At 34.2% G+C, this 19,699-nt stretch carries 19 protein-coding genes; 15 read left to right on the top strand and 4 right to left on the bottom strand.

Features of this window, described 5'->3' with window-relative positions; all coding sequences use genetic code 11:
* The first annotated feature begins 27 nt into the window (after nt 1-27).
* Together pulA and HUW50_RS02555 are read left to right on the top strand one after the other, a co-directional pair.
* Nucleotides 28-2,154 (top strand): type I pullulanase, encoded by a 2,127-nt coding sequence (pulA, locus tag HUW50_RS02560; RefSeq protein WP_066326544.1) that lies wholly within the window; start codon nt 28-30, stop codon nt 2,152-2,154.
* A 266-nt stretch (nt 2,155-2,420) separates the two neighbouring features.
* Nucleotides 2,421-3,221: a phosphotransferase family protein gene (locus tag HUW50_RS02555; RefSeq protein WP_185653667.1), complete on the top strand. Its 801-nt coding sequence runs from the start codon at nt 2,421-2,423 to the stop codon at nt 3,219-3,221.
* Here the strand turns inward: HUW50_RS02555 and HUW50_RS02550 are convergent.
* Complete coding sequence (locus tag HUW50_RS02550) at nt 3,218-3,496, bottom strand: YtzH-like family protein (protein WP_066326547.1); 279 nt, start codon at nt 3,494-3,496, stop codon at nt 3,218-3,220. The genes HUW50_RS02555 and HUW50_RS02550 overlap by 4 nt on opposite strands.
* Before the next feature lie 466 nt (nt 3,497-3,962).
* Here HUW50_RS02550 and trmB point away from each other — a divergent pair, with 466 nt between their 5' ends.
* Nucleotides 3,963-4,613, top strand: coding sequence for a tRNA (guanosine(46)-N7)-methyltransferase TrmB (gene trmB, locus HUW50_RS02545; protein ID WP_066326550.1), 651 nt, complete (start codon nt 3,963-3,965; stop codon nt 4,611-4,613).
* 113 nt (nt 4,614-4,726) lie between these two features.
* Nucleotides 4,727-5,572, top strand: coding sequence for a YtnP family quorum-quenching lactonase (locus tag HUW50_RS02540; RefSeq protein WP_066326552.1), 846 nt, complete (start codon nt 4,727-4,729; stop codon nt 5,570-5,572).
* 54 nt (nt 5,573-5,626) lie between these two features.
* On the opposite strand, the gene HUW50_RS02535 is transcribed toward HUW50_RS02540, so the two are convergent.
* Entirely contained in the window at nt 5,627-5,938 is a 312-nt protein-coding gene (locus tag HUW50_RS02535; RefSeq protein WP_066326560.1) for a PepSY domain-containing protein, read from the bottom strand.
* A gap of 249 nt (nt 5,939-6,187) precedes the next feature.
* On the opposite strand from HUW50_RS02535, the gene HUW50_RS02530 reads away from it, so the two are divergent.
* From HUW50_RS02530 to murC, 9 genes are all read left to right on the top strand, one after another.
* Nucleotides 6,188-7,261: a M42 family metallopeptidase gene (locus tag HUW50_RS02530; RefSeq protein ID WP_066326567.1), complete on the top strand. Its 1,074-nt coding sequence runs from the start codon at nt 6,188-6,190 to the stop codon at nt 7,259-7,261.
* A gap of 14 nt (nt 7,262-7,275) precedes the next feature.
* Nucleotides 7,276-7,803, top strand: coding sequence for a DUF84 family protein (locus HUW50_RS02525; protein ID WP_066326568.1), 528 nt, complete (start codon nt 7,276-7,278; stop codon nt 7,801-7,803).
* A 326-nt stretch (nt 7,804-8,129) separates the two neighbouring features.
* A complete protein-coding gene (locus HUW50_RS02520; protein WP_066326575.1) occupies nt 8,130-8,633 on the top strand; it encodes a hypothetical protein in 504 nt (167 codons plus the stop codon).
* A 125-nt stretch (nt 8,634-8,758) separates the two neighbouring features.
* A complete protein-coding gene (locus HUW50_RS02515) occupies nt 8,759-9,112 on the top strand; it encodes a thioredoxin family protein (protein WP_083964455.1) in 354 nt (117 codons plus the stop codon).
* A 165-nt stretch (nt 9,113-9,277) separates the two neighbouring features.
* Nucleotides 9,278-10,081 (top strand): DUF1444 domain-containing protein, encoded by an 804-nt coding sequence (locus tag HUW50_RS02510; protein ID WP_157094292.1) that lies wholly within the window; start codon nt 9,278-9,280, stop codon nt 10,079-10,081.
* 361 nt (nt 10,082-10,442) lie between these two features.
* Complete coding sequence (locus tag HUW50_RS02505; RefSeq protein WP_185653666.1) at nt 10,443-13,262, top strand: DNA translocase FtsK; 2,820 nt, start codon at nt 10,443-10,445, stop codon at nt 13,260-13,262.
* A 61-nt stretch (nt 13,263-13,323) separates the two neighbouring features.
* Nucleotides 13,324-13,452 (top strand): hypothetical protein, encoded by a 129-nt coding sequence (locus tag HUW50_RS26925; RefSeq protein WP_260445646.1) that lies wholly within the window; start codon nt 13,324-13,326, stop codon nt 13,450-13,452.
* A gap of 2 nt (nt 13,453-13,454) precedes the next feature.
* Nucleotides 13,455-14,102, top strand: a complete 648-nt coding sequence (locus HUW50_RS02500) for a hypothetical protein (RefSeq protein WP_066326584.1) — start codon at nt 13,455-13,457, stop codon at nt 14,100-14,102.
* 450 nt (nt 14,103-14,552) lie between these two features.
* Nucleotides 14,553-15,851, top strand: coding sequence for a UDP-N-acetylmuramate--L-alanine ligase (murC, locus tag HUW50_RS02495; RefSeq protein WP_066326590.1), 1,299 nt, complete (start codon nt 14,553-14,555; stop codon nt 15,849-15,851).
* Between the two features lie 81 nt (nt 15,852-15,932).
* Here murC and HUW50_RS02490 read toward each other — a convergent pair whose 3' ends face one another.
* Nucleotides 15,933-16,607 carry an FHA domain-containing protein gene (locus tag HUW50_RS02490; protein WP_066326603.1) on the bottom strand — a complete coding sequence of 225 codons (675 nt, stop codon included), beginning with the start codon at nt 16,605-16,607 and terminating at the stop codon, nt 15,933-15,935.
* Between the two features lie 200 nt (nt 16,608-16,807).
* Here HUW50_RS02490 and HUW50_RS02485 point away from each other — a divergent pair, with 200 nt between their 5' ends.
* On the top strand, nt 16,808-17,737 hold the full coding sequence (locus tag HUW50_RS02485) for an ABC transporter ATP-binding protein (RefSeq protein ID WP_066326604.1): 930 nt from the start codon (nt 16,808-16,810) through the stop codon (nt 17,735-17,737).
* Nucleotides 17,734-18,498, top strand: coding sequence for an ABC transporter permease (locus HUW50_RS02480; RefSeq protein ID WP_066326609.1), 765 nt, complete (start codon nt 17,734-17,736; stop codon nt 18,496-18,498). The genes HUW50_RS02485 and HUW50_RS02480 overlap by 4 nt, the downstream gene beginning before the upstream one ends.
* Nucleotides 18,499-18,552: 54 nt before the next feature.
* On the opposite strand, the gene HUW50_RS02475 is transcribed toward HUW50_RS02480, so the two are convergent.
* Complete coding sequence (locus tag HUW50_RS02475; protein ID WP_066326617.1) at nt 18,553-19,668, bottom strand: aminopeptidase; 1,116 nt, start codon at nt 19,666-19,668, stop codon at nt 18,553-18,555.
* Nucleotides 19,669-19,699: the final 31 nt, after the last annotated feature.

Here is a 19,699-nt window from a genome sequence, read left to right as displayed (position 1 = left end):
AAAGACTTCCAAATGGGGGTGGCTTGATTGCTAAAAATAAATCGGAAATATGAAGCTTTTTTAGATCAGATTAATGAAATCGCTATTCTAGTTCCAAAAGATTTGGAAAAAGAGGATAAGGCGTTTTATATAAAAAGTAATCACGGAAACGAACTGCTTACTATCAAGCAAAAAGTGAACATTGAGTCACATGTGAAATATATTTGTCAGTTTACAAGTGACCTACAATTCGGTCAAACCTATATGATTATTGATGAACGTGGAATTGAAACGGATTTGCAAATAGGCTCTGTCATTCGCTCGGTTGAGTTTGATCATCTATTTGCTTATGAGGGAAATGATCTTGGTGCCATTTATCATAAGGAAAAAACGGTTTTTAAAGTGTGGGCACCAACAGCTATTATGGTGAAAATAAGACTTTACCAGCAAAATAAAACTGAACTCGGTACGTATGATATGGTTAGATGTGAGAAAGGAACTTGGTCAATTGTTTTGGAAGGTGACTTTGAGGGATACTTCTACACTTATCTTGCATGCGTAAATTTAGTGTGGCGTGAAGCGGTAGATCCATATACGACAGCAGTTTCAATAAATGGTGAATATGGTGTAATTGTTGATAAAGAAAAAATCTCTATCCCTACTGTTGAGCTCCCTATTTTTAAACAGAAGACAGATGCAATTATTTATGAAGCTCACATCCGCGATTTTTCTATACATGAGGATAGCGGTATGATCCATAAAGGTAAATACAATGCATGGTTAGAGAAGGGTACGAAAAATAAGCAAGGTGATTCAACAGGTATCTCCTATATGTCTGAGCTTGGTGTAACACATGTTGAACTTTTACCTGTAAATGATTATGAAGAGGTGGATGAAAACAACCCACTTGCTTCCTATAATTGGGGCTATAATCCGCTTCATTTTTTTGCTCCTGAAGGAAGCTATTCAATGGACCCCACAAATCCGTATAAACGAATAATTGAATTAAAGCATGTTGTACAATCACTTCACCAACAAGGCTTAAGAGTTATACTTGATGTTGTTTATAATCATGTATATTCAAAAGAGGATTCGTCTTTTGAAAAGCTAGTACCAGGTTATTATTTTAGATATGATGGAAATGGGATTCCATCAAATGGAACCGGTGTTGGAAATGATCTTGCCTCAGAACGATACATGGTGAGAAAATTCATTATTGATTGTGCTTGCTATTGGATGAATGAATATAATATTGATGGCTTTCGCTTTGACTTAATGGGGATTCTGGATGTAGATACCATGCTCGCATTACAAAGCGAAATTTATGCTTTGAAGCCAGATTCGCTCTTATTAGGTGAGGGGTGGAATTTAGATACACCTTTGCCATTTGAAAAGAAAGCGATCATTCCAAATGCAAATAAAATTCCAACAATTAGCTTCTTTAATGATCATTTTCGCGACGTTATTAAAGGAAGTACGTTTAGTGTACATGATCGTGGATTTGTATATGCTAATTTAGAAAAAAATGAACAGATGAAACAACTTATTAGTGGTTCACCATCTATGTTTAAAGAACCACATCAATCCATTAATTACGTTGAATCACACGATAATCATACAATGTTGGATCGCTTTCTATCCTTTTGTCCAACTGAGATGGAGGGGAGCAGACTGGCTAGACATCGTTTAGCAACGAGCATTGTGATTCTTTCGCAAGGTGTTCCGTTCCTTCATGCAGGTCAGGAGTTTTTCCGTACTAAAAATAGTGTTGAAAATAGCTATAACTCTCCCGATGAAATAAACTGGATAAACTGGAGTAATCGATCGATCTACAAAGAAAATGTTGAATATGTAAAAGGGTTAATTAAATTAAGAAAGCTTCATGCAGCATTTCGTTTTCCATCTTCACTTCAGATAAACAAACATCTTGTTTTTAAAGATGAACTCCCACAACTGATTACCTATCAATTACAAGAAGTGGAGCATCTGGGCCCTTGGGGAACAATCTTTGTTGTTCATAATAATCATCTCAATCAAACATTTACGCTTTCTTTAAATAAGGGAGATTGGCAAATTGTCGTGGATCCTGAAAAAATCTATTTGAATGAGCCAATTGCAATAAAAAATGAGGCAAAAATCAATAAAATAGGAACGTACGTTTTCTGTAAAAACTAGGTTTTTCAGTTTTCCTTGACTAGTCTTATCATAAGGAGATAAAATTTAATAGGATGGCTATTGTGCAATTATTCTATAATCACCAATAGCTATCCTTTTTATTTCAAAATGAAGATTATTGAAGACGAAGTAAATAATACATCTAGATTTGGTCTTTAGCTCAAGCGAACTATTCCCGAATATGATTTCTAGCAGGAAGAGTACGAAATAACATCGAGCTTGCGCTTTTCTAAATACTTTTATGAAATGTTGGGTTGAAATTGAAGGTGAACTGGTTGGAACAAGTATTAGGTAGTGAGTGGAAAATTACTCCCGCTGGAGGAGCAACAGGTGATGCTTATTTTGCAAAACGCGATGGACAGGAGCTTTTTTTAAAGCGCAATAGTTCACCGTTTTTAGCTGTGCTTTCTGCAGAAGGAATCGTTCCAAAGCTAGTTTGGACAAAGAGAATGGAGAATGGTGATGTAATCACTGCTCAACATCGGTTGATTGGTCGTGAGTTAAAACCAATCGACATGAATGGTTCAAATGTTGCTGAGCTCTTGCAAAAAATTCATCACTCTAAAGAACTATTAGATATGTTAAAACGATTAGGAAAGCAACCGCTCACTCCTAACTCCATAATTGAAGATATACAGCAAGCAGTTGCTTTTGAAAAATTAGAGCAACCAGAAATAAATCAGGCAATCGAATTACTAGTTCGTCAACTTCCAGATGTTCAATGTGACGAACAAGTTGTTTGTCATTGTGATGTTAATCATAATAATTGGCTTTTATCAGAAACCGATCAGTTATATTTAATTGATTGGGATGGGGCAATGATTGCAGACCCTGCTATTGATATTGGAATTCTTTTATATTGGTACATTGATGAAGCAGACTGGAAAGAGTGGCTTTCATCATATGGCTTGGAGCTTAATGAGCGCTTAAAAACTAGAATTTACTGGTATGTGCTACTGCAGGCATTAACATCGTTTTTATGGTACCATGCAAAAGATAATGAAAAAGACAAGCAGAACTGGATAGATCACATTAAAATGATACGAATTAAAATGAACTCAAATTAAGAAAAGGTATCAATATCTTGAATCCATTGAGATAATTGGTCCTGATGCGACTCAATATGTTGATCGAGAGAAGCTGAATTCTTTCCAGATTGGCTGTAGAAATAGATGTCCTCGAGTACACCTTTTACATTTTGGCCTGTGCTTGAGTTAGCCATTAACGATTTAATTACTCTTTCAAGCTGTTCACACTCTGCAACTGTTCCACAGCATTCACTTTGATGCTCTGATAAGATATCTTTTAATAAACTTACCTGATCATGATATTGGATTGGCAAATTAAACACATCCTTTCATACTTGAATCTCGAACCATGAGGTTTTACTTCACGTAAAGATTGGGATAAATCATATAAATATAACTTGTCTTTAATAAAGCGGAATTATACTTAAGTAATACATAGAGTAGTCAATATATATAAAGACTGACAAGAGCAAAAGTCAGTCTTTTTGTGAGGATTAGAAAAGTTTAAAATTTTTTGACTTGATATCCATCCAGCTTTTTTTAAGCAGTTAAGAAAGTATAAAATTTTTTACTTAGTTTTTTTTGTGTCTAGCGCAAGCGCCTAGCCCCTCGGGGTCATAAGCCACTCAGGAATTGAAGACAAAGAACGTTTTCTTTTCCTGAGCGTCTTATGCCTGCCTTAGTCTGAACAAGGCGCTTGCGCTTTTCTTAATAAGTATTGCATGCATGCTTATTTCATGTTATCTTTTAGAACGAAATTAATTCAATTGAGGTGTCTTCATGCGTGTACGTCATAAACCTTGGGCAAGTGATTTTATTGCCGAGCATTCACAATATGCAATCGCAAACCCTGAACAATATAAAGGAAAATGGAACGAAGTATTTGGAAATAACAATCCAATTCATATAGAAGTGGGTACAGGTAAGGGGCAATTTCTAACAGGGATGTCTGTGCAGAATCCTGAAATTAATTATATTGGTATTGAGCTTTTTGATAGTGTCATTGTTACAGCTCTTCAAAAAGTTGTGGATTTAGAACTACCTAATATGAAGTTACTAAACGTTAATGCAAAAGATTTGACAGAGTACTTTGATGCAAATGAAATCGATCGAGTGTATTTAAACTTTTCAGATCCTTGGCCGAAACCGCGTCATAGTAAAAGACGTTTAACGTTTAAAAGCTTTTTAGCCCTATATGAGAAAATTCTTGTAAAGGGTGGAGAAATCCATTTTAAAACAGATAATCAAGGTCTATTTGAATTTTCATTAATAAGCTTTTCAGAATATGGCTTAAAGTTGAAATTTTTAAGCCTTGACCTTCATAATAGTGATTTCGAAGGAAATATTATGACAGAATACGAAGAGAAATTCTCTGAAAAAGGTCAGCGGATATATCGCGTTGAAGCTAAATATATGAATGAAATAAAATAAATGTAAAAAAAGGAAATGATGCAAATGTCATTTCCTTTTTTTTTTTGTATCGTTATCTATTGTCATAACTAATTAGTCGTATGTTAAGATAATAATAAGGGGGAGGGAAAGAAATGGAAACACTTTTAATAGGACAAACACTGATAACTTGGTTAAATGGCGGGGTCACATATCTTGATGGGGGGGCCATGTTTGGCGTTGTCCCAAGAACGCTTTGGTCGAAAAAGTATCCTGTTAACGAATTAAATCAAATTGAGTTACGGACAGATCCATTGCTTATTCAAAAAAATGGCGAGAATATTCTCTTAGAAACAGGTATAGGCTCTGGTAAGCTAAATGAAAAACAGTTAAGAAATTATGGTGTCAAAGAAGAATCAGCAGTTGAGCAATCATTGAGAGAGCTCGGGCTTACACCTGAAGATATTCATATTGTATTAATGACACATATGCATTTTGATCATGCTTGTGGGTTAACAAAGTGGAAAGATAACCAGTTAATTTCTGTGTTTCCTAACGCTAAAATTGTTACTTCCTTAATTGAGTGGGAAGAAATGCAACAACCTAATATTCGTTCGCGAAATACATATTGGAAAGAAAATTGGGAAGCAATTAAGGAACAGGTCTCAACATTTGAAAGATCAATTACAATAACTGATGGTATAGAAATGCATCATACAGGAGGCCATAGTGATGGTCACAGTGTCGTGATTTTACAAGATGGTGGAGAAACGGTTGTTCATATGGCAGATTTAATGCCTACACATGCTCATAAGAATCCATTATGGGTATTAGCTTATGATGATTACCCAATGACCTCGATTAAGAATAAGCAGAAATGGCTGAAGTATGGCGAGTCACAAGACGCATGGTTTACTTTTTATCATGATGCATACTACCGAGGAATAAAATGGAATGATCAAGGTGATATTGTAAAAAAGATTGAACGAAAAAGGAATTAATTAGTGGAATATATATTAAGAAGGGGCACAAGGTAAATGGGAGCCCCTTATACATTATGCAATTTGTTCTACATGGATAATCGTACCTGTTTTAGCATCTACAAACGCTTCATATTGCTCGAGACGATCATTGACAGTACGAGAAACACCAGTTTTAAAAACTTTATAAGTTAAATGGTCATTTGAAAAGGTTTCAGGAACTGTATAAATCCACGACCCATCGATAGGACCTTTTTCCTTAAACGCTTTTTTTACAAGTTCTAATGCTTTATCGGACGAGATTGACATTTGTTTTATTTGGTCATTTAGAAGGAATGTTGATGCAATTCCAATACCTAAGCCAAGTAAAAAATATTTACCTTTCATATTCGTCACCCCTAATTCGTATATATTTAAATTACGCTCGATTTTTTAAATGCATAGATACATTTTAGTATATGGCCTAAAGTTGTTGGAGCGGTCTCCTGAAGAGGAGATCAACAACCAAGTTTAACAGAGCCTAGTTTATAAAAATCATTATAGCATGTTAATTAGTTATATTAAGTGAAGTTATTTCAATACATATTACGTAACAGTAAGAAAAAGACGCAATCTGCGCTGAAATGAGGGTAAAGAATGAAAAAAGAAACCTTACAATTATTTAAAACATTAACAGAACTTCCTGGTGCATCTGGAAATGAACATCAAATAAGAGCATTTATGAAAAATGAGCTTGAGCCATTATCGGATGAAGTAGTTCAAGATAAATTAGGTAGTATTTTTGGTGTTAGACATGGAAAGCCAGATGAACCAACAATTATGGTTGCAGGGCATATGGATGAAGTTGGATTTATGGTAACTGCGATAACGGATAATGGGATGCTCCGTTTCCAGCCGCTTGGTGGCTGGTGGAGTCAAGTGCTGCTTGCACAAAGAGTAGAGATAATTACAGACAATGGGCCAATCATTGGTGTAATTGGTTCAATCCCTCCACATTTATTAAGTGAATCACAACGATCAAAGCCAATGGAAATAAGTAATATGTTAATTGATATCGGTGCAGATAGCAAAGATGATGCAAAACAAATTGGAATTAAGCCAGGTCAACAAATAGTTCCGATCTGTCCGTTTACGCCAATGGCGAATCGGAAAAAAATTCTTGCAAAGGCATGGGATAATCGCTACGGATGTGGACTTGCAATTGAATTACTAAAGGAACTTAAAGATGAAACACTTCCACACACACTTTATTCTGGAGCTACAGTTCAAGAAGAAGTAGGCCTACGAGGAGCTCAGACAGCAGCTACAATGATTAATCCTGATCTTTTCTTTGCATTAGATGCTGGGCCAGCAAATGATATGAGTGGAGATAAGAAAGTGTTCGGACAGCTTGGTAAGGGAGCTGTTTTAAGAATTTATGACCGTTCCATGGTTACACATCGTGGGATGAGAGAATTTATTCTTGATATGGCCGAAACACATGATATCCCATATCAATATTTTGTATCTCAGGGTGGCACAGATGCAGGACGTGTCCATGTTTCAAATCAAGGTGTACCATCTGCTGTAATTGGGGTATGCTCACGCTATATTCATACATCTGGATCAATCATGCATGTAGATGATTATGCAGCAGCAAAGGAACTTCTTGTGCGTCTCGTTAAGTCCTGTGATGCTACAACAGTGCAAACGATTAAAAGTAATTCGTAAAAAGAGTAAGGGGAATGAACGTGATAATCGCAATTGGAACGAAGAATCCAGCAAAAGTTAATGCAGTTAAAGCTGCTTTTGCCTCAAATTTACCAGGAGAATTCACCTCAATAAATGTACCTTCCAATGTTTCAGCACAGCCTTTAACTGACAATGAGACAATGGCTGGGGCAATAAATCGTGCAAAAAACGCTCTTATAGAAGCGAATGGTCAAATTGGTGTAGGATTAGAGGGCGGTGTTGTGAAACAAGAGCATGGCTACTTTTTATGTAACTGGGGAGCGATTGTTGACGAGCATATGCAGCCAATCGTAGCTGGTGGATCCAGGATTGTTATTCCTGAAGAAGTAGGTGCTCTGGTTTTTAGCGGATTGGAATTAGGGGATGTTATGGATCGCTATGTAGGAAAACATAATGTTCGCCAAAATGAAGGGGCAATTGGAATTTTTACAAATGGTTGCGTGGATAGAACGGAAATGTTTACACAGCTATCAAAACTTTTAGTTGGTCAATATTTATATAAAACCTCTAAGGCTTACTAAAGCCAAAATAAAAAGCGACTAAAGGGTCGCTTTTTATTTTTTTACTAAATATTAAAGTACATAGCTTGTTGGACATTCCAACCGTAACATTAGCTTATCTGACAGTTCTTTTAACTGATGATGAGGATGCTCAGGTAATTCGTATGTATTTTGCATGCTAAGTAAATAATAACTTCCATAATATCCCCTTAAATCGGTATTATTTAATATAAACAAATTTTCCACTTGGTAAAATGTAGCAAAAAACGACTTTCACTTGTCAATAGAAAAAAATTCGGGGTATTATTATATAAGTTCTATTTACCTAGTATATTTGGGGGATTGATATGAGGCAATTAACTCTTGTGCTAAGTCTTTTACTAACTTTTTTATTATTGGGCTGTACAGTATCAGATGAAGAATTAACCAAAACCACAATAGATAATACCAAACAGGCATTCAAAGACTCGCCACAGGATACAAATGAACATACAAAGCTCTTTTCATATTATTTACCTGAAGAATTTAGTGTAAAAGAAACAAAGAAGTATAATGTATTGCTCGAAAAGGGAAATATGAGCTATTTATTATTTGTAAATGAAAACGAGGAAGCTAATAGTAAAGTTTCTTATGATACACTAGTAGAAAAATATGAAAAGCCTTTTATTTCTGAAACCTTTCAAGATAAAGAGAGATTCGGCTATCTATTTGTTAATAATCTTGAAAAAAACACTTATGAAGTTACAGTTGGTATCGGTGGAACAAAGTTAACAACTGAAGCAAAAGCCAATGATGTTTCAGATGCTGCAAAAAATATGATGGATATTGTTAAATCGGTTAAAAAAAAATGAGTGTTAAAGAGGATTAAATTAGGCATAACCTTTTTAAGCCTCTTTTTCATTTCGAAAAGTAGTAGTAATATAGTCATTGCAAGTTGGCTAAGTGGAAACGTAACAGGGAATCATATAAACTATATATGACGAAACAGAGTTTAATTAAGATGGAGGAAATTGTTATGAAAAAACTAACTTCAGTAGAAGAATATAAACAACTTATTCAAGGTGACAATGTTATTTTTATGTTCTCAGCAGATTGGTGTCCAGATTGTCGCGTAATTGAACCTATTTTACCTGAAATCGAAAAAGAAAATAGCTCTTATACATTTTATTATGTCGATCGTGATGAATACATAGATTTATGTGCGGAATTAAGTGTATTCGGAATCCCAAGCTTTGTTGCATTCCACCAAGGTAAGGAAGTTGGAAGATTTGTAAGTAAGGATCGTAAAACACAAGAACAAATTCAAGATTTTATTAACAGCCTTACATAGCACTTATAACAAATACACTTCACTTTAAGGTTAAACGAAAAACGATTATGTTCTGCAAAATAATGGACCCAATTTGGTTAAAAATCGGATTTGGACATAAAATCGAGTTAAAGAGGGTTCCATCCTCTTTCCTTCATAGAATTTATTCGAGAGGAGGAACTATGAATGAAAATGACTTCAAGAAAATTAGTAGAAATCCTAAAAGAAAAGCTTACACAACCACAATGGCAATTTGATTTTGATCGTAAGAAGGATTCTTTAAGAATTGAGGATTCCACAACAAACAAAGGTGTAACACTATCTCTTCCGGGAATAATTGCAAAGTGGGAAACATCAAAAGAAAAAGCAATTAATGAAGTTGTTTATTATGTTGAAGAGGCTTTAATCGTTATGAGCGAGAAACAAGAGCTTACAGGAAAGGAAAAATCTATTTTTCCAGTGATTCGCTCTACTTCTTTCCCTACCGAGAGTAATGATGGAATTCCGCTATGCTACAGCGAGCATACAGCAGAAACAAGAATCTATTATGCACTAGATCTTGGAAATACGTATCGTTTAATTGATGAAAAAATGATGGAAAAAGAAAATTGGACAAGTGACCAATTAAAAGAAGTATCATCATTTAATATAAGATCTTTAAAGACAAGTATAAAAGAAGACAATGTTGCAGGGAACATTTTTTATTTCTTAAACGCAAACGATGGCTATGACGCAAGCAGAATATTGAATGAAAGTCTACTGCAATCATTTGAGGAAAAGATTGAAGGTAAAATGGCTGTTGCTGTCCCACATCAAGATGTGTTAATAATTGTCGATGTTCGAAATAATACAGGTTATGATATTCTGGCACAATTAACGATGAGCTTTTTTGCAAGTGGTACAGTCCCAATTACTGCATTATCGTTTTTATATGAAAATAAAAAGCTTGAGCCAGTGTTTATTTTAGGAAAAAATAAACCACAAAAATAATCATTAGATTAAATTTACTAACAAGGTTTGAACACCCATAAATAGAATCTTCAAACCGAACAATCTAGAAGAAAAATGAAGAAATGAAAGAGGCGGCCGATATAGCTTTCATCGTGATGGAGGTTATTTTAATTATTGGTTATCCTCTTTTTTTTCTTTAATTTATTTTTAACGTGAGGGGGGTTCTTCAGTATCAATAAGTCTAGTAGTTCTACCCTTACCTATATACCTAAAACCTTCTTCCTACAGTTGGATTAAAAAAGTATTTGTTTACCACATTGATTGAAGTTTATCTACAAATCTAGACATTTATTGATACAATAGAGTATAAGATATTTTGAATGTTGAAAGAGTGATAAAGATGAATTGGTTAACAAAGTTAGTCTCCTATTTCTCTGGAGATGATGAAAAAGAATATGAAAAAGAATATGAAAAAGAATATGAAAAAAAAGCAGAATTACATGATGATCTCAATGCTCAAACCGTTTTCAACACTCCTTTTAGCGTTGAAGTTAAAAATCAAAAAAACATTACTGCTGAAGCTAAGGTCGCCTATCAATATCCAAAAGGTAACTTTAGGTTTCCGATGATACCAGATGAAAAGTTAGCAAGTCGTGATGACCGTCCCAAACGTCCAATACGTACTAGTGATTATCAAAAACATAGCGGAGAAGGAACATTTACTCCTAAAAGTCCAGCTACTAAACCAAGAACAAATCCTAAAAGTCCAGCTACTAAACCAAGAGCAAATCCTAAAAAGACTGATGAAAAACCTAAACGACCTTTTAGTCCGACCGCTATACCATCGCCTATTTACGGGTTTCAAACAAAAGAAGAAAGAATAATGACTCGACCGCAGTTACAAATGGAAAACCGTGGAATAAATGGTTCATTTTCTAAAAATGAAGAGAAACAATCTTCAAATACAGTCATTCAAAACTTCCAACAAGAAAAGTTAAAAAATATTGAACAAAATGATATTGCTATAAATTTTGATCGTAAGCAAAGTTCAATGGTTGAAAAAGAAGATAATCACACTGAAATGAGTTTTTCTTATGAAGAGAATGAAGTAACTCCAATAATTAGCAATGGAAACGTTGAGGAGAACCATGAAGTGAATGATCTGAGAATTGACGCTGATTTGAGTCAAATTAATACATTCTACGAAGAAGAAAAACCAGTAATTGATGATCATGAGAAAGAAATTCATATAAGTGAACATGAACTAGAAGTAGCAGTAACACTAGATGAACATGAAATATCTCTAATTACTTTGGAAGAGGAATCAAATATTGAGGTTACTCGACAACCTTTAACAATTATCTCTGATGAAGAAACCGATGCAGAAAATCAATTATATTCAGAACAGGTTAATAGTCCTGAAATGAACCAACTTCTTCACCAAGCTCAAATAGACGAAGAAGAATATCAACAGGAATTACACAAAACAGTCATTGAAAATGAGCTTGAAAATCCATTTGTTCAAAAGAAGGATCCAATCCAACAAGAGGAACATCGAGAAGATGGAAGAAACAATGTTGATCTATTCCAACAAGATGAACCTCTGGAAGAAAATAAACAGCAGATTATAAATCATCATCAAGAAAAATATTTAAAAGAAGACGAGCATCAGCCAAATATGTCTAATCAAGAAATTCTCACTAAAGACGAGAAGCAGAGGACAGAAACAAAAACAAGAAACAATAGTCATCCCTTCAATGTTATGATGCTAGGTCGAGATAAACAACGGATGAAAGCGAAAGAGGACAGTTATCAGTTTCCATCACTCGCATTTTTAAATGTTCCAGATAAGGAAGTTTTAGAAGATCATTCATGGTTGAATGATCAGAAAGAGCTTTTAGATGTAACCTTAAAAAACTTTAATGTTAGGGCTAGTGTTGTAAATGTTACTCAAGGACCTTCTGTAACAAGATTTGAGGTTCATCCTGAACCAGGTGTGAAGGTAAATAAAATTACAAACTTAAGTGATGACATTAAATTGAGCTTATCAGCCAAGGATATTAGGATTGAGGCACCGATACCTGGGAAAAATACGATTGGTATTGAAGTACCTAATAAGGTAAGTAAAATGGTTTATTTACGTGAAATAATCCGAAGTCCAGAATTTAGAACGAATCCATCGCCGATGAATGCAGTGTTAGGTTTGGACATCTCTGGTCAGCCTGCTGTTACAGATTTAAAGAAAATGCCTCACGGACTTATTGCAGGGGCAACTGGTTCAGGTAAAAGTGTTTGTATTAATACAATTCTTGTTAGCTTGTTATACAAAGCGTCACCACATGAAGTGAAATTAATGCTCATTGATCCGAAAATGGTTGAATTGGCACCTTATAATGAAATTCCACACTTAGTAAGTCCTGTTATTACCGATGTAAAGGCAGCAACTGCAGCTTTAAAATGGGCTGTGGAGGAAATGGAACGTCGATATGAGCTATTTGCTCATTCTGGTACAAGAGAGATTACGAGATATAATCAACTTGTAAAAGAGCATAAACAAGGTGAACATCTACCATATCTAGTTATCGTCATAGATGAGTTAGCAGATTTAATGATGGTTGCACCAAATGATGTCGAAGAAGCCATTTGTCGGATTGCGCAAAAGGCTCGTGCGTGTGGAATTCATTTAATTGTGGCGACTCAGCGTCCATCTGTTGATGTTATTACAGGCTTAATTAAAGCGAATATCCCAACTAGAATTGCTTTTTCTGTTTCATCCCAAGTGGATTCAAGAACAATTATTGATGTTAATGGTGCAGAAAAGCTTCTTGGTAAAGGTGATATGTTGTTTTTAGAAAACGGCTCATCGAAAGCAGTAAGGCTGCAAGGTACGTTCGTATCAGATGAGGAAATTGAACGAGTAGTTAAACATGTAAGGCTACAATCAAAGCCAGATTATTTATTTCATCAAGATGAATTGGTGAAAAAAGCAACCATACAATCTGAAGAAGATGAGCTATTCCTTGAAGCATGCGAATTTGTTGTGAATCAAGGTGGAGCATCAACATCACTCCTTCAAAGACGTTTTAGAATTGGCTATAATCGAGCAGCCAGACTGATTGATATGATGGAGGAGCAAGGAATTATTTCAGAAAATCGTGGAAGTAAACCTCGAGATATTCTCATTTCTGAAGAGGAATTAGATTCGATTCAAGGTGAGTAGTGCATAGTAAAAGAAAATGGTATGATACTTTAAATAGAGAGGGATAAGGGAGTTTAGGTCGATGAAGGTATTTGTAATAAAGCTACAAGGGGAAATAAGCATTAGAAACTTTTCAACTGTTATCAGGTTAAAAAAGCGTGGAATTGTCAGAGAGACTCATTCAATTCCACGTTTAGAAAAAGTTGAATAATTATGGATAATATTATTCATTTTCAAACTCTTCGTAAGGAAAAAGAAGACCGACTTTCTACCTACGTTTTTCAACATGCTACAATGATTAAGAGCTATGTAGACCGCCAAGTAAACATTAGGGAAAAAGTGAAGGCTAAGTATATATTTAGTGAAAAAGTAGGTTGTGAGCGATCATCCGTTTTTACTAAAATAGAAGAGCAGCATTTTCTTGACTGGTTTACTTTTGATTATTTGACGATAAAAGGAACAACCAATTACCAATCATTTGTGGATTACTCGAGTAATAATAGGCACTCGTTAGATGCAGTGGTACATGCATTTTTTATGGCTAGTGTACTTGAGCCATTTAAAGTAATAAAATCAAATGATAGTCATATACATGCAGAGAAATTACTTACAGGTGAACGATGTATAATTAAGACGTTGTCAAAATCTAAAATGGTTAATGGAGAAGACATTATCTTTTTACGTTCAGTTCCGGTATTTGCTCACCTTTTGTGTATTAGCGAAATTTTTGTTCAAAATGATCAAAAAACAATAGCTAACTTAATAGGTCATTTTGAAAAAAGTACAGAAAGTTGGCGTACATTTTTAAAGAAATTTTCCATAAAATATAGTTGGAATAGAGATGCATCAGTTGAAAAGTGACATTCTAACTCCAATCTAAGGTTTCCACTATTTTCATGGTCATTATTTCATGCAAGTGATATAATATACAACCGTAAGCTTATTACATATGTTAAAGAAAAATTAGGAAGTATAAGTTTAGGACTGATTTTCGCATTTACCCTTTAGAGTAGTAACCTGCAAAATTCTCGTTGGTATATTTTTTTGTAAACACAACCACCAAATTTAATAGGTTGTTGGAGCTACCTTTATTTATAGCGGATATCATGTTTGCCTGGTTTAACTAGGCAACTGTGCTTTTCTTTCACTTACTAAAATTAAATCTTGTGGATGATAGTATAAGAAAAACGAAGGCTTTGCCACTTGGTGAAAAAGCCAAGTTTTTCGAATTGGATTCATATAGATGGGTTGCAAATCTAGATGAGCGTCATATACTGTCAATCAGATAGACGTTTGTTGGAGGTTCTAATTATGACTGTTTATCATTTTGTTGGAATTAAAGGGACTGGAATGAGTGCCCTTGCACAGATTTTACATGATATGAATTACGAAGTTCAGGGCTCTGATATTGATAAGAAAGTTTTTACGCAAAAAGCCCTAGAAGCACGTAACATTAAAGTATTACCTTTTGCAAAAGAAAATATTAAAGAAGGTTTAACGATTATCGCAGGAAATGCGTTTCCGGATACACACCCAGAGATTGAAGAAGCCTTCAATCTTGGCTTACCAGTTATTCGCTATCATCGTTTTCTTGGTGAATTCATGCAAATGTATACAAGTGTAGCAATAACCGGTGTTCATGGAAAAACATCCACAACTGGATTATTATCACATGTAATTCAAGGGGCTGAACCAACATCTTATTTAATTGGTGACGGAACAGGCAATGGTATTCCAAATAGCAAGTATTTCGTTTTTGAAGCCTGTGAATACCGTAGACATTTCTTATCATACAAACCAGATTATGCGATCATGACAAACATCGATTTTGATCACCCTGATTATTTTACTAACATTGAGGATGTGTTTAGTGCATTTCAGGAAATGGCGGTTCTAGTGGAAAAAGGGATTATTGCTTGTGGTGATGATGAGCAGCTACAACAAATTCAAGCAAAGGTTCCTGTAGTTTACTATGGCTTTGGTGAAGAGAATGATTTCCAAGCAAGGAATGTTGTGAAATCAACAGACGGCACTGAATTTGATGTTTTTGTCCGGAACACCTTTTATGCGTCTTTTAAAATCACTACTTATGGCGATCACAGTGTTTTAAATGCACTTTCGGTCATCGCATTATGTCATTATGAAGAAATTGACGTTGAGATTATTCAACAAAGGCTGTTAACATTTGAGGGAGTGAAACGACGCTTTAATGAAAAAAGAGTCGGAGATCAAATTTTAATTGATGATTACGCACATCATCCTACTGAAATCAATGCAACCATTGATGCAGCTAGACAAAAATATCCTGATAGAGACATTGTCGCAGTATTTCAACCACATACATTTACAAGAACTCAATCCTTTTTAGAAGAGTTTGCAGAGAGTTTACAAAAGGCAGATTATATTTACTTATGTGATATTTTTGGATCTGCAAGGGAGAATGTTGGTAAGTTATCAATTGATAATTTACTTGAAAAAATTGAAAATTCCAAATTAATTAATGAAGAGGATACCTCTGTTCTAAAAGCTCACGACAATGCTGTCCTCGTATTCATGGGTGCAGGAGATATTCAAAAATACCAAGAAGCCTATGAAAAGGTTCTAGCATAACTCTTTCTAAAGAGATAAAAAAAGCTGACAATAAATAAGAAAATCACGTTAAGTAATGATTCTTATCTAAGTCAGCTTTTTTTACGTTCTTAATTCATAGCCTTTGCCTCTTATTGTTTCAATTGTTATAGTAGAGGGTATTTTCTTTCGCAATCTATAAATGAGTGCATTCACTTCTTCTGAACTAACCATAGAATCAATGCTTTTTGATGTATATCTTTCAGACCATACATAATGTGTTAGTTCATCCTTAGGAACAAATCGTTTCTTTTGAAGAAGTATTTCCATGAATTTATATTCTTTTTCTGTCAAAGCATAACAGTTGTTTTTCAAGATTAAATTTTGTTTTAATGGGTCAAGCCGAGGGTGTTTGGACTTATTCTCCAGTTCTTCTAGATTAATGGGTATTAACTCACAAGTCTCTTCAAAGTCCCTAAGTGAAAATGACATGATAACTAGATCTTTTGCGAATGATATTTTGTCATTTGTAGCTAGTTTTACAGGTGTATTCGGTTCAAGTATTTTCCCATTAACAGATGTACCATGTTTACTGTGTAAATCTTTAATGTAAAAGGCATTTGCTGCAAAAGAAATGCTAAAATGTTTTCTTGAAACAAATACGTTATTAAACGTTATGTCTGGCTTCCAATGTGTAGATTCTCTACCAAAAACCATATTTACTTTATCTAATGAGATAATGTCCCCCGATTCATAATGTGGTGCCTTTTCAATTACAAGAAACGAAGAAGTATCCATTCTATTAACTCCTAACTATCTATCATTGTCAGAATCTTATCATCAAAATATTATCCCATAACCATTGAGTGTGAGCAAACAAATTATTAGTATTATAGTTATGTATTATTTTTCCTCTGTTTAATAAATAAGATTAATAAAAGCAAATATGCAAATGGCATTTACCAATATTAATATAGCTTTAGTTGAAGGGTGTTTGTATGATAAATAATGAGATAGTTTTAAAAGTAAGTAATCTAAGTAAAAGAATAGGGAAGTCATCAATTATTAAAGACGTGAGTTTTGAACTTAATAAGGGTGAAATCCTTGGTCTCCTTGGTCCAAATGGTTCAGGTAAAACAACAATTTTAAAAATGTTAGTTGGACTCATAAAACCGACAATTGGGAGTATTGTTATCGAAAAAGTTAATATAAGAAAAGATTTTGAAAAGGCAATTACCCATGTTGGCGCGATTATTGAAAATCCAGTAATGTATGATTTTTTATCTGGATATGATAATCTCGTTCATTTTTTCCGTATGACAAGTCAGTTTTCTAATGGAAGAATTGACGAGGTTATTGAGTTATTAAGAATGGATGATTACATAGATGATAAAGTATATACCTATTCATTAGGAATGAGGCAAAGACTCGGATTAGCTATAGCGATTCTGCATCAACCATCTATACTTCTTTTAGATGAACCTACAAACGGGTTAGATCCAGAAGGTATTAAAAGCCTTAGAGAAACATTGAGAAAGCTTGCAAACGAAAATGAAGTTTCGATCATTATCTCTAGTCATATTTTAAGTGAAATTGAATTGATTTGTGATAGTGTGTTGGTCATGGATGAAGGTAAATGTATTGAACGAGGCTTACTAAGTGAATTACAAAATGGAACAAGCACGAAACATTTATATACCTTTAAGGTATTAAATGCAGAAAACATAAAATCTATTTTACAAACTAAGTATGAAAATGACAGAATTCATTTCCAATCTAATGGTTTTTCAATAGAATTAGAGGTAGAAGAAGTAGCGAAAATAAATAAGCTACTTGTGACTGCTGGAATCAATGTAATAGGTATTGAAAGAATTGGTAGTCCATTAGAAGAGCTGTTTTTACAAAGATTGCGAGGTGAAGAAACATGATGTCTTATCTTCACTTAATCAAGAATGAACACATGAAACTATTTAAACGGCCAAGAATATGGATTCTAATTGGCTTAATGGTATTTATGAATATTATCGTAAGTATATTTTTTAAGTTTTTATTTAAAGGGACAGAATTTACGTTTTGGGACTATATTCAAGTAAGCTCTTACCTATTAATTGTAATTCAATTAATGTGTATTATTGTTGCTGGTGATATAGTATCAAGTGAATTTGAAAAAGGCACCATTAAGTTTTTATTTACTCGACCTGTAAAAAGGGTGAAAATATTAATTTCTAAATATATAACTGTTTTGTATATAATAATTTTACTAGTATCTCTCCAATTATTTATGTCAGGTATTCTCGGTATTGTTTTTTATTCGGAAACGTTATTAACTCTTGATCAAAAGGTGCTTATTGGATTAGCAAGTTATCTTTTTAACTTAATTGAAATAGTGGTCATGAGTACAATAGCCTTTAGCTTTTCAACAATTACGAGGAGTAGTGTATTTTCAATTGCAGTCCCTGTTTTTTTATTGTTTACATCAAGTGCAATTATCACGCTATTAGATCATTATCATTATCAAGCAGGTAAGTACTTGCTATTTGCTAACACAAATATAATGCCCTACTTTTTCGGTCAACCATTATTTGAAGGAATGACATTGACTTTTTCAATTATTAATATCATTTTACATTTGGTCGTATTGTTTGTTTTTACTATCCTTTCGTTTACAAAGAGAGATGTCCATGTTTGATCAACGTAATGAAACACTTATAAAAATTGGGCTGACAATGCGTCAGCCCAATTTTCATTTTAAATTTTCACTATTTAATGCTTCTAATTCAGGTAACACAAAGCGACCATCTTTACGAATGAGAACATCATCGAAGTAAATCTCACCACCACCATATTCAGGGCGTTGAATCATAACCATATCCCAATGGATGTTGGATTTGTTGCCATTGTAGGCGTCATCATAGGCCTGACCTGGTGTGAAGTGAAAGCTGCCATCAATTTTTTCATCGAAGAGGATGTCTTGCATTGGGTGTAAGATATAAGGATTCACGCCAATTGCAAATTCACCAACAAATCTTGCACCTTCATCAGTATCAAATATTTTGTTAATTCTCTCAGTATCATTTGCAGAGGCCTCAATAATTTTTCCAGCTTTAAATGTTAATTGGACATTTTCAAATGTAAAACCGTTATATGGCGAAGGTGTATTATATGTAATTTGACCATTTATAGAATCACGAACAGGTGCTGTATAAACCTCACCATCAGGAATATTCATTTGACCAGAGCATTTGATGGCTGGAATATCTTTGATTGAGAAGGTTAAATCTGTACCCTTGCCTGTTAAGCGAACCTTATCTGTTTTATTCATTAACTCAACTAATGGATCCATTGCTATGTCCATCTTGCTATAATCCAGATTACATACATCAAAATAAAAATCCTCAAACTGTTCCGTACTCATTTTCGCGAGCTGAGCCATTGATGAAGTTGGATATCGTAGTACAACCCATCTCGTTTTAGGTACACGAATTTCCCGATGAACTTTTTGACCAACAGTTTGACCATGAAGCTTCATTTTTTCATCTGGTACATCTGCAAGCTCATTAATGTTATTGCCGGATCGTAATCCTATATAGGCATCCATTTTTTTCATCACTTCTGCTTCAAAATCAGCGATCATATGATATTGTTCTTCACTACCACCAAACATTAAGGCGCGATCAACTTGATGATCCTTTAGTGAAACAAAGGGAAAACCTCCTGCTTCATATGCTTCCTTTACAAGAGCAATGACAAGCTCTTTTTGTATCCCAAAGTTTTCTATTAAAACCTTTTCACCCTTTTGTAAACGTATCGAGTAGTTTATAAGATTATTCGCTAAAGTTTCAATTCTTGGATCCTTCAAAATAAATCCTCCCTATTAAAATGATGTTGTC

Source organism: Metabacillus sp. KUDC1714, from assembly GCF_014217835.1.
GTDB lineage: Bacteria > Bacillota > Bacilli > Bacillales > Bacillaceae > Metabacillus > Metabacillus rhizosphaerae.
This window is presented reverse-complemented; position numbering and strand designations above follow the sequence as displayed.